An 11,330-nucleotide genomic window follows, 5' to 3' on the forward strand; every position below is an offset into this window, starting at 1 on the left:
GAGCCTATAATTAAAAATTAATAGTATTAGCCTTGGATTATTGATGCAACATCATGGTGAAGCGACACTTCTCTGGGAAGAAAGTATTTTAATAGTCGAAGCTCGTGGGCCCTTTAATGAAGAAGGCATGTATCATGTCTTTGAGAATATTAAAAAAGCTGTTTTGAATAAAAAATTAGACAGGTGGCAGAAACTTAGCATTTGTGACAAAGAAACCTTAGGGTCACCTTCAACATTAAAATTACTCAACGAGATAAATGTATGGTGCACAGAGCAGGGCTGCGAAAAAATGGCTGTGGTAATTTGTACTAGCTTGCAACACTTTATTGCAGAACATCAACTTAAGAGCGCTTCAAAAATTTTTTTTGAAAAAGAAGAGGCAAAACAATGGCTGATTGAACAACCAATCAGCAATTTATCTTAAGCGTAGCCACAACCAAATGAACTCTGAAAACCAAGCTGCATTGATCAGCACACCGCCTATCTTATTTACATTTAAATTTACCTAATGAGTGGGCTGCTAGCTAATAAATTATTCTAATTTTTCTGTAGTCCGAAGTCTGTAATGGAGCTTAAACAGACGGATTGAATTCCTTAACATTAAAGCCAGATATCTAAATCCTGTCCTCCAATTATTGCCATTATATCCACCCACTCGTTATTGATGCGATAATAAATGACATCGGAACGGTGTGGGCAACGTTTGTAACCGATTCTTATGTGGTCAATTGACTGATAGATTGCTGGTGATTGCGAAATTCTGTCAAAGACCTCAAAAAAACTATAAAAATACTCGTCTGCTTGAGCGACGCCAAATTCAACGACTCCGTATTCGTAGATTCGACGTAAATCCTCTTTTGCTTCTTCGCTTAATCTATATTTTTTTTGCATCTACTTATTTATGCTCGACTTAAATTCCGCAAGTATTTCATCTGATGTTTGATCAACAAAGTGACTGTTTTCTGCTTTTTCTAGCTTTTGATTTATAGCCTCAGCTCTTCTGGCTCGCCTAATGAGGTCGTTAATTAATTCACTTTTATTAGAATAATCGCCTACCGATTCAACGTGATAATTTAGCCAAGTATTATTACTTTCTGTCAAAGTGACGCTCTGCCTAGACATATGCCTTCTCCTAATCTCATCTGGTGCAATATTACACCAGAAAGATGCATTGGACAATTATACGTCTATGTTTGGAGGAATAAGCCTAGAATAGAGTATGCCCGTTGTTTGTTATTCGACAACAGACGTAATTAGCAAAACATATGCCTTACGCCTGCTGAGAGTTGTGCTCTTAAAAAACAAAAAACCTCAGATGTGAAGATCTGAGGTTTCTATGTTATTAATGCTTGAAGTGACTAAGGCAGCGGTAGTGAAAGTACACTTACCTCGCCCAAATTAGCGCTGTCGTCGCTTGCATAATAAATAATACGCAATTGCGTTTCTGCGCTTAATGCCAGACTTATTGCATCGTCAACCTGTTGCACGCTTACGTAGTCTCCATCGAGAATAACAGCAGCTCCACCTGAGTTTGGATTACTCCAAGACGCCGAGGCGATTTTAAAGTACTTATTAAAGCTTAAGTCTTCATTTTGACTGGCTAGGATATCAAAGGCGTAATAACCAGAGCCGTAATATGTCATAGGCCGCGACTCATCCCAGATACCATCAAATCCACGTAAAAATAAAGTCACGCCAGGATAAGTCGGTTGTTCTTTGGTGATAGTTAATATTGGTGCGTTTGGATCTTGAGTATTAAGAGTAAACACGTACCAACCGGTATCGTCTATTTGTATGGTAGGCGCTGGATCATAAGCATCGGTTAATAACGACAAAGGAATGGCTTGGTCAAGCCCAACAAGTCCTTCGGTACCGATTCTGAAATTCCACTCAGCATTGGCAAACTTAAAGTAAAAGTTACCCGTGCTGGTGACATTCGCCGCGCCGATGTAAGTGTTATCACCCACGTAAATCATCGGGTTATCCAACGACCAACCATTAAAATCACTGCGTAAATATAGTTGGGTATCGCCGTAGGCAGGACCCGTGGCGACGTAGTCTTGGCTTAACAAGAGATATTCAAAAGGCGCTAAGACATAGCTACTGCCTAAACTCACGGTTTCTCCGCTTAGCGCGTTGTGGTACTCGCCTTGTAACGCTTCAGGTACCGCGTAGTTATTTGGTGTTTTGAGGACATTGCTCAACATAACAAAACGTTGTTCTTGATACACTTTTTGAAATGCCACGACAGTGTCATTGGGGTAAGGTTTTTCGCTGCCTTTTTTGACTAAATCAGAGCCACTAAAAAAGGTCATTAATGCTTGATATTGTTGCAATATGTCGGCATTTTTAGTCCAGTCGATAAGGTCATCAACATAAAAGCTGGTATTTTTATCTTCTCCTACTTCCTGTCCACTGTAAATCAGTGGCACATCACCGTATAACAGGTTTAAAGCAAATTGTGCCAATCCACCCTGTTGTGCCAATTCGCTATACGCCGCACAATCTTCGGCAATTTGTACACAGGCGATTTGAATGGGGTTTTCTTCCCAAGCAGTTAAATCGTGGTTAGTTGAATAACGCAAAAGGTGAGTGTTTTCCGGCAAATTATACGTGCTGTTTTGCAATTCTTGTTGGGTCACCACAAGGCTCGCATCGGCTTCTTCAATCGCGTGTTTAACACTGGTGTTGGCATCCCATGAAAAGGTCAGGTCAAAACCCAGGCTCAGATGTTTGACACTGCCTTCTGCCAACATCAAGGCGTCAGGTTTAATCTGTCTAATTTGGGTGATGGCTGCTTGCCAAAAGTCATCAGGTACACCATCGGCATAATCGCACCTAAAACCATCAACGCCTTGTTCAATCCAATACATCATGCTGTCTATCATCGCAGCACGCATGGCCATGTTGTCGTAGTTTAAATCGGCCACATCGAACCAGGGCTGCTCTTGTGGGTTGACAACTATCCCGTCAACCTGGGTGTACCACGCCTTGTTTAACAACCAAGGATGATTCCAACCGGTATGGTTAGCGACCCAATCTAAAATGACTGAAATACCGCGTTTATGTGCTTCGTTGATAAGCATGCGTAAGTCATTCATGTCGCCTAAATTTTGGTCAATACTTAAATAATCTGCCACTGCATAAGGGCTCAAGCCATATTCGCGAGCTGGCAGCAAGTAATTGATATTAAAACTCACTTGCTCTGAACTACCCCGCGGATGTAAGGGCATTAACCACAGGGTATTGACCTTCAAGCTTTGTAGATGATCGAGTTGTGTGACGACTTTTTGCAACGCATCTTCGCGCCCAAGAGTGCTGTAATTCATTTCATAAAGTACGCGATCTTGGTTTTCAATGGTTTCAGTTAAGGGGGTAACTTCGCATTCAAATACTCCCTCTTGTGGCTTACCATTGTCACACGATACAGTTGGCCCGACAGCAATAAACTCTAACCAATTCAAACTTAAACCGGCTTCGTCGGTTACGACCTGCAAGGTATAGTCGCCTTGTTCAAGGCTGAATTTGCCCAGACGGCGAGTACTCCAGCTATAGGCGTCTCCTGTAGGCAGTGTGACTTTATCGGCAACAATTAGCTGGTCATTTAAATAGATGCTGTAACCACCCGTTCCGTTCTCAGACGCAATGCGACTATGTATTTCGTAATAACCACCCGGTAAACTCAGATTATAACTTTGCCATTCAGAGACTTGATTAGCGCCAACGGCGTGGCCGCCATCAACATCACGGGCGCGGTAAATATCCACATCACCACTTTTGTAAGCTTGACCTGCATTACCCTCAGTCAAATCAAAGGCATCAATATAATCTTCGGCTTCTATGTGGAGGGCTTTAAAACAGCCCATGGTATCCACTTGATTACCACTCGCGGTCTGTGGGCAATTATCTTGACTGTCGGCGATACCGTCTTGGTCAGTATCCATAAAACGCTCGTCGTCGCTAGGGCTAACAGGAGGCGTTACAGGTAATGTGGGAGTTGTTGGCGGTACTTGCGGTTCGGTACTGCCATTGTCTGAGCTAGAACCACCGAAGCAGCCACTGAGTAGTAGCGATATGCTCAGACCCAAAATCATTTGTTTATTCATGAACAAACCCTTAATTGTAATTTCTGCAAACTTGGTCATTAAGTTGACTTAGTGTTTATAAATGGACACCAATGGATACAAACGAATGGCATTATCTGACTGGCATTGAGATAAAAAACGGATCTGCATTGTATCAACCACTATTCATAAAAGAGGTTGTAACAATAGATGGTTAATGGTTAATTTTAGGTTAAGAGGCAAGTGTTAATTGTTGTTATTTTACCCTAGGTAAAAGTCCAATGTTTATAGCCCTTATCATTGGAATTGCACGACGGCGGAAAATGAGTGAGATCCCATGAGCTTAGTTCACTAACTGTTAAACAATTTACAAATCATGGCGAATGAGTGCAGCCAATAAACGTATAGTTGCAAGAAAGAAGGGTATAAAAGCCATGCAATGCCAATAACTTAGCACTGCATGGCGATGCACAGTTTATTTTTTAATGATACGGATGGCTTGACCACCACCCGCCGCCAACGCCATGGTGAGTGTGTCTTTGCGAGTCACCACACGAGTTTCAATTTGGTAAGCTTCCGGGTTAGTTTGAAAGTGGGCATCATCAGCATCACGATAAATTTGCGCAATAAAATCGCTATTTTCAGGTAAAAAATCGAGGGCTAAGTTTAAGGTTCTTGCGGTGTTATTGGTTGCACTAGCAATAAACCAAACATCATCGGCTTCGCGCACTACCGTTATGTATTCAGCTATTTTTGCCTCAACCACAAATGACGAATCAAAATCCACATTCAAGTCACGAATAAATTGAAAAGCGGGGTGCCCTTCATAGTTTTCAACCACATCTGAGGCCATTTGCAGTGGGCTATATAAAATTACCATATCGGCCAATTGGCGGGCCAATGTAGTGTGTACCCGATAATCGCCAGTTTGTGGTTCGCCATGCCAGTTATAGCGTTTACCAGCAAAATGACTGTAGTCAATGTCAAAAATACCCGGGGTATAATCCATTGGCCCACCTAACAAACGAGTAAAAGGTAGGATTAATAAATATTCAGCAGAATTACCTTCGCTCCAGGCATTCCATTCACCACCTCTGGCGCCTTCGCGGGTCATCATATTGGGCCACGTGCGGCGAATACCAGTGTCTTTAATTGGCTCATGGGCATTGATCATAATCTTGTGCTGAGCAGCTAACTCGACAATTTTACGGTAATGCCTAACGCCATATTGCCCCTGATGGTGTTCACCATTGATAAAACCTTTTTCCGCCACATAACCGGTTTTGACCGTGTTAATGCCTAAGTCAGAGTAAATATTAAATATTTCTTCAACGTGGGATTCGTAAGCTTCGATACGTCCTTCAGTTTCGTTGTGACCAATAATGTTAACGCCTTTTTGGCGCGCATAATCTGCAACTTTTTGTAAATCAAAATCGTCGGCAGGCACAACATAGGCTTCTCTTTTGCCCCATTCGCCCCAGCCCTTATTCCAACCTTCAAATAGCACGCCACCGACATTATTATCCGCAGCAAAATCGATATATTTCATCGCTCTTTCGGTGGTGGCGGCATGGCGCTCACCGGTGGTCCAAGTGCCCACTCCTAAATGAATTTCCCACCAAACGCCCATGTAGGTCATAGGTTTGACCCAGCTAGTGTCCGCCAGCTTGTTTGGTTCATTTAGATTTAGAATCAAATCAGAGTTGGCTAAGCCTGCCGCGTCTGGACTGATTTGTATGGTACGCCAAGGTGTATTTAAGGGCAGTGTGGCTTTTACTTTTGAGCCGTCTTGCCAAGGAACCAGTTTAGCTTTTAAGCTGTTTGGCCCCGTAGAAACTAAAGTCATGCTGGCGTAATCGGTTAAAGCGGCTTCATGAAGGCTGATATGTAGGCCATTTTTAGCCACCATTGTTAAGGGAGTATTCGCGTGTTTAACCTGTGACAAAGGCGTGTGTTGGTAAGGTTTTTCATAGGAGTCGTAGTCTGCCTCTATCCACCACGTGTCGTTATCTTCAGGTAATACAAAAGTCGTTTTTTCATCCATGATCACCACATCAGTGATGTTATTTTGCAGTGGAAATTCATAACGAAAACCAATGCCATCATTAAAAACCCGCAGACGTAAATTAACTAACCTATCGCCGTCTTTTTCTTTTAATTCAACCAATAACTCATTGTGCTCATCTTGGTGATGTTTGTTTTGTCCCCAAGGTGAAGTCCATTCAGTTTTAGTAAATTTTTGCTGCGTTTTAACTATGTCGAATTTATCCAAAGGTGGCATATTTTTAAAGGTAAAACCAAGTTGGGAGGCATCAACCACCGTTTTTTCATCACGTGTTACATGGTAGCTAGTCTCCCCATTGTTTTGCTGAACTAACACTACAGTTGAGTGATTGTCAGGAGAATTAATGGATAGATTGAATGTTTGGTTAGTGGCTATAGGAGAGCAAGCCGTGGAGAGTAAAATCATTAAAGTGACAAGAATTTTTTTCATAGTGTTCTCTGTTTACGATGACATTATTAGTGCTGGGCGAATAGGCAATAATTTAAGTTAAGCCAGTGTAGTAAACACAGAGTTAAAAAAGGGTTAACAAATCTAGGACACTGTAGGTTATTAATCGAAGGGGAGCTTGTAGCTCATTTTTGGCGTTGCTAAGCGTTGTTTTCTGAATTTATCTCGAGCATGGAATTAGATAGTGAAAGTTCGACTGAACGACCATTTTCAAAATTTTCGACTTTATAAATGAAGTTTATTTTCTCTACAATGCGCTGCACCAAAACCAAGCCGATTCCAAAACCTTCTAAATTTTTGGGCTGTTCGGCCGAAGCTACATTGGTATTCACTATAGAAAAACTACTGCGCGCCACGGCAATATGCACTAAGCCTTCAGTGGTGTTTTGAAAGGCATTTCGAATCAAGTTATTCACTGCAATTTGTAATAATGATTTATGACTAAGTAGGGTTAAATCACCACCGGTGAATATAATTTTCACCTCTTTGTTTGCAAGAATTTGTTTATTGAGTTGAATGGCTTTATTTAAGATATCCTCAATACTGCATTCACTAAATTCCAGTTCATGCTCTGTGGCTTTACTTAACCATAACAAAGCCTCGGTTTGATATTTCATGTCTTCAATTGCAATCAACATGCGATTTAACACCTTACGCTCTTCAGGTGATAAGTCTTTCATAATGACTTCGAGTATTTCCATGTTAACCGACAACACAGCCACTTGTGTGCGTAATTCATGGCTACTAAAACGGGCAAAAGCATGCTCTTTTTCGAGTATTTCACTGAAGGTATTTAAGCTGTTACTCATGGTGTGTGCGAGAAAATTAATGCCACCTGCGGCTAATTTGGGTGGAGGTTGAAACTTTTTCGTGGTGGATAATACGTCTGCCCAATTCGCTAATTCGTTGACCACTTTTCCTACGTTATTAATTTGCATCAGTTGCACGATTAACAAAATAGAAACGAGCACTATGGCTAACAAAACAGCAGGCTGTAAACCTTCACTAAGATGGGTATTGAGTAATTCGTCATTGACTAAGGAGTTGGAATAAGCAAAGGCATAATACTGTGCACCGTTGATCATTACGGGATAAATCAGCACCACATCAGATACCGAAAAAAAGCCTTTAAACTCTAGAATAATGACGTTTACTTGCTCAAATATCAGATCATTTTCGCCAATATCGTAAGGTAATATTTTTGCCAACTGCTTAAAATCTGTGATCAATTTCATGCGTTGGGTACCGAGTACTTCTTTATTTTCACCTAAAAATCGACTGGGATTGGCATTGATCCTTGAAACTGAACGACTGGTGAAATCCATCAATTCTTCACTTTGCTGATGAATATATTGACGTTGAAACTGCCAACTGGAATAGGCCAAATATACAAATATAAAAACGATAGCTGATAAGGTAACAACAAAGGTTGTTTTAAATTGAGCTAATTTAAAATTGATCATACTAAGGCTACCTGAGTGTACATTTGAAGCCTTTAATCACAGGGATTAAGGGTGGTTATTAGGTTAGTTTAATTTTTATTTGGGTATTTATATCTAGCTTAAATCGGCTTGAAAAATCCCCCCATATCGCTCCCAACACTTTTTATAGCCTACCCCATTAGAGTTTTGAGGTATAAGTTTTTTCTAAAACAAAGCCATTAATTTAGTTTTTTAAGCAAAGTTGGCAGGGAGAATTAGAGGCGGCGCGATAAAAATAATGACCTCAGTAGCTTAATCGATAGGCTAAAAAGCGAGGTTTTTGAGTTGTAAGTCTCAGATTAAATTAACCATTAATTATGTTAATATAATCAAGCATATGCACAATTAGTCATGCATTCGTATGCAGGCTATATTTCTCAAAATGCAATTACGTTATTATATTGTTAAATATTGAATATCTCTTCACTTTCGTTAGCGGTAGGTAATAAAGGTTTGAAATGTTCACATTTCCACACAACATCAAATCAGGGTTTTTAGTTGTCAGTAGTTGCAGTTGGCTTTTATGCGGCTGCGATAATAATTACGTCCTTGAAAATAATGTATCGGTGCCGCTGACAGAGCAAAAATTCTACCAAACGCCAGGTTTTCGGTTGGATTACGATATCTATCTACCCAACTCGTACACAGGCTGGGAGCCTGCCCGAGATAACAAATTTATCTATGATCCAGAACATCAGATTTATGCATTGAATAATTTGAATATTTCTCAGCCACCCATCGATAATGTGGGTGACCGCTTTAAAATTACCAGTATTGACTGGCAACACGAATTTGGCTTCACCAATACTAATTCCTACATCGAAGAGTCGAAAATTGGATTAGTAAAAAACACAGAATTAATCTTTAACATTAAATATTTTTCTGTACTGGCAGACTCAAAAGATATGTTTTTTGAATTACCGCTAGATGCAAACCCTGCCTCATTAGATGTCAAAGTAAAAATCATCTCTGAAAAACCGCCAGCCAAAGCTTGGATGATGGTGAGTTATACTGAAAAATAATTCGCTAGGAGTGCCGCGCTTCTCGGTCATTTTGCAGAGAAAAACTAGCCGCTTCCACCTTGCCTACTATTTGCCTAGAGCTAAAATATTTTGCTTTTACTATTCACCTTAACCTTTTTATAACCCTGTGACATTTAAGCTGATGTTCTAATAAATTGCCCCCAGCGGTTTCTGCCTTTTTAGGCTTTCATACGCTAACAAAGCAGAGATATAAATGACTAATTTAAAAAACTGGCTCACATTGTTTGTGATGCTTAATGTGTTAGTAGCGTGTAGTTCAAACATAAATAAATCGATTGAATCCACTAGCTTAAGTTCGATAAATACAACGCCAGCTATTATGCCATTTACCGTTGTGCCCGATCCTAGAGACGCCGTCATTTACCAAGTTAATATTCGGACTTTTAGCCAACAAGGCAACTTTAAAGGGGTGGAGGCGCGTTTAGATAACATAAAAGCCCTTGGCGTCAATGTGATTTATTTGATGCCGATTTACCCTATCGGTAAGTTAAAGGGCATTAACTCACCTTATTCGATTACAGATTATCAAGGCATTAATCCCGAATTTGGCTCACTTGCCGATTTGCGGTCGTTAGTTCAAAGCGCCCATGAGCGTAAACTCGCGGTGATTATGGATTTTATCCCTAATCATACTGCTTGGGATCATCCTTGGGTAACAAACTATCCCGCCTGGTATGTTAAAACTGATCAAGGAAAACTGGTCAATCCACATGGATGGGGTGATGTGGTGCAACTTGATTTTACTCATCAGGCAATGCGCCAAAGTTTGATCGATGCCATGAAATATTGGGTATTCAATGCCAATATTGATGGTTTTAGATTTGACTATTCCGATGGTCCCACCGTCGATTTTTGGTATCAAGCTGTGGCCGAACTCAGGGCCATCAACAATCACAAACTGTTATTATTGGCAGAAGGCTCGCGCAACGAAAACTTTCAGGCAGGTGTGGATTATAATTTTGGCTTCGGCTTTTTTGACCGTCTAAAAGAGGTCTTTCACGGTGAGCCAGCCAGCATTATTGATACATGGCAGGCCCAAGAAAATGCCTTAAGTAAAGATAATCAGCGGGTAATAAGATATACAACTAATCATGATGTTAACGGAGCAGAAGGTACGCCAGAACAGGTTTTTGGTAATCATCAAGCAGCAATGACGGCGTTTGTGATTGCCGCTTATATTCGCTCCACCCCCATGATTTATAATGGCCAAGAGATCGCTTTAGCCTATTCGCTAAAGTTTCCCTTCACTAACGAAGATATCAATTGGCAAGCTAATGACACTGTACTTTCTGAGTACACCAAGTTAATCGCATTATTCAATCAACATGAAGCCTTAAGACGCGGCTCTTTGGTTACTTACAGTAGTGTTGACGCAGTGGCATTTACCCGTGAAACGGCAGACGAAACCATTATGGTTTTAGCCAATCCAAGAGCGCACAGTGTTGATTATGAGCTAGCTGACAATATAAAAAATACTCAATGGCAAGACTTAATACACAAGCAAAAAATCAATTTAGCTTCAAAAATAAAGTTAATGCCTCACAGTTATCGAGTGTTAGTAAAAACGCTATAACTGTGTAGTTAGCTGACAAAATGCGTTTTACTCGATAAGTCGCTTTAACTGTTTGTGTTCATGGAAGGAGGCAGGAAAGCGGATGCTTTGAGCGGCTTTAATTAGGTAATTCAAGTGACTTTTCAGGTGGCAATGCGAGAAACAGATTTTTTTCGTATTCTGTTAATTTCCTTGCCATACATTATTTAATTATTTAAGACACTAGTGCAAAACCATCTGTCATTCGTTATTTATCAATCGTTGGATAAATTTCATTTGTCCTTGCTGAGTTTTTGACAATTAATGTGGGTAATTAAATGAAAGTTGTGTGTATTGTTTTCATGTTGTTGGTGAGTAATGTGTTGGTTGCACAGGATATTAGCAGTCAGATTTTGATTAAGACTGCAGGCAATCCTTCACAGACTTATGACTTAAGCTGGCAGTCTATTGGTCAGCAAAAATGGCAGCTAAACAATCCAGAATTAAGCGATCTCAGTATCTCTGTTAAGCAACAAGGTGAACACTATCAGTTCTACATCCACAGCAGTAAAGAACTGTATTTTAATCTGCAAAATCTCCTTCAAACGCAATTTGATTATGAGCAAAGTGAGTTTTTGCTACCAGTTCTCGCAAACAGCCAAAGGTGCACAGTCAAGTGCCGTGCTGTATTCGATAGTG

General features: G+C 40.4%; 9 protein-coding genes. 4 read left to right on the forward strand and 5 right to left on the reverse strand.

Annotation, left to right across the window (positions count from 1 at the left end; translation table 11 throughout):
• The first annotated feature begins 43 nt into the window (after positions 1 to 43).
• Positions 44 to 424, forward strand: coding sequence for a hypothetical protein (locus NWQ57_RS19010; protein WP_306023757.1), 381 nt, complete (start codon positions 44 to 46; stop codon positions 422 to 424).
• Positions 425 to 600: 176 nt separating this feature from the next.
• Here the strand turns inward: NWQ57_RS19010 and NWQ57_RS19015 are convergent, their stop codons facing one another.
• The 5 genes from NWQ57_RS19015 to NWQ57_RS19035 all read right to left on the reverse strand — a co-directional run bounded on the left by NWQ57_RS19015 (position 601) and on the right by NWQ57_RS19035 (position 8,039).
• On the reverse strand, positions 601 to 891 hold the full coding sequence (locus tag NWQ57_RS19015) for a type II toxin-antitoxin system RelE/ParE family toxin (RefSeq protein WP_306023758.1): 291 nt from the start codon (positions 889 to 891) through the stop codon (positions 601 to 603).
• Positions 892 to 1,122, reverse strand: coding sequence for a CopG family transcriptional regulator (locus tag NWQ57_RS19020; protein WP_306023759.1), 231 nt, complete (start codon positions 1,120 to 1,122; stop codon positions 892 to 894).
• A gap of 236 nt (positions 1,123 to 1,358) precedes the next feature.
• Positions 1,359 to 4,106 (reverse strand): alpha-amylase family glycosyl hydrolase, encoded by a 2,748-nt coding sequence (locus NWQ57_RS19025; protein ID WP_306023760.1) that lies wholly within the window; start codon positions 4,104 to 4,106, stop codon positions 1,359 to 1,361.
• A gap of 433 nt (positions 4,107 to 4,539) precedes the next feature.
• Complete coding sequence (locus tag NWQ57_RS19030; RefSeq protein ID WP_306023761.1) at positions 4,540 to 6,558, reverse strand: glycoside hydrolase family 97 protein; 2,019 nt, start codon at positions 6,556 to 6,558, stop codon at positions 4,540 to 4,542.
• 158 nt (positions 6,559 to 6,716) lie between these two features.
• Positions 6,717 to 8,039, reverse strand: coding sequence for a HAMP domain-containing sensor histidine kinase (locus NWQ57_RS19035; protein ID WP_306023762.1), 1,323 nt, complete (start codon positions 8,037 to 8,039; stop codon positions 6,717 to 6,719).
• A gap of 476 nt (positions 8,040 to 8,515) precedes the next feature.
• On the opposite strand from NWQ57_RS19035, the gene NWQ57_RS19040 reads away from it, so the two are divergent.
• The 3 genes from NWQ57_RS19040 to NWQ57_RS19050 form a co-directional block, all read left to right on the forward strand.
• The gene (locus tag NWQ57_RS19040) at positions 8,516 to 9,079 is read left to right on the forward strand and encodes a hypothetical protein (RefSeq protein ID WP_306023763.1); all 564 of its coding nucleotides are present in this window, start codon (positions 8,516 to 8,518) and stop codon (positions 9,077 to 9,079) included.
• Positions 9,080 to 9,293: 214 nt separating this feature from the next.
• Positions 9,294 to 10,673 (forward strand): alpha-amylase family glycosyl hydrolase, encoded by a 1,380-nt coding sequence (locus NWQ57_RS19045; RefSeq protein WP_306023764.1) that lies wholly within the window; start codon positions 9,294 to 9,296, stop codon positions 10,671 to 10,673.
• Positions 10,674 to 10,969: 296 nt separating this feature from the next.
• Positions 10,970 to 11,330 (forward strand): hypothetical protein (locus NWQ57_RS19050; protein ID WP_306023765.1); only part of this gene is annotated, 361 nt, incomplete at its 3' end.

Origin of the sequence: Paraglaciecola sp., assembly GCF_030730205.1 — a bacterium.
In the GTDB taxonomy this organism is placed as follows: domain Bacteria; phylum Pseudomonadota; class Gammaproteobacteria; order Enterobacterales; family Alteromonadaceae; genus Paraglaciecola.

Excerpts from the sequence above, each read along its gene's own strand:
- NWQ57_RS19010 (WP_306023757.1), top strand. The coding sequence starts at position 44 with ATGCAACATCATGGTGAAGCGACACTTCTCTGGGAAGAAAGTATTTTA.
- NWQ57_RS19015 (WP_306023758.1), bottom strand. The coding sequence starts at position 891 with ATGCAAAAAAAATATAGATTAAGCGAAGAAGCAAAAGAGGATTTACGT.
- NWQ57_RS19020 (WP_306023759.1), bottom strand. The coding sequence starts at position 1,122 with ATGTCTAGGCAGAGCGTCACTTTGACAGAAAGTAATAATACTTGGCTA.
- NWQ57_RS19025 (WP_306023760.1), bottom strand. The coding sequence starts at position 4,106 with ATGAATAAACAAATGATTTTGGGTCTGAGCATATCGCTACTACTCAGT.
- NWQ57_RS19030 (WP_306023761.1), bottom strand. The coding sequence starts at position 6,558 with ATGAAAAAAATTCTTGTCACTTTAATGATTTTACTCTCCACGGCTTGC.
- NWQ57_RS19035 (WP_306023762.1), bottom strand. The coding sequence starts at position 8,039 with ATGATCAATTTTAAATTAGCTCAATTTAAAACAACCTTTGTTGTTACC.
- NWQ57_RS19040 (WP_306023763.1), top strand. The coding sequence starts at position 8,516 with ATGTTCACATTTCCACACAACATCAAATCAGGGTTTTTAGTTGTCAGT.
- NWQ57_RS19045 (WP_306023764.1), top strand. The coding sequence starts at position 9,294 with ATGACTAATTTAAAAAACTGGCTCACATTGTTTGTGATGCTTAATGTG.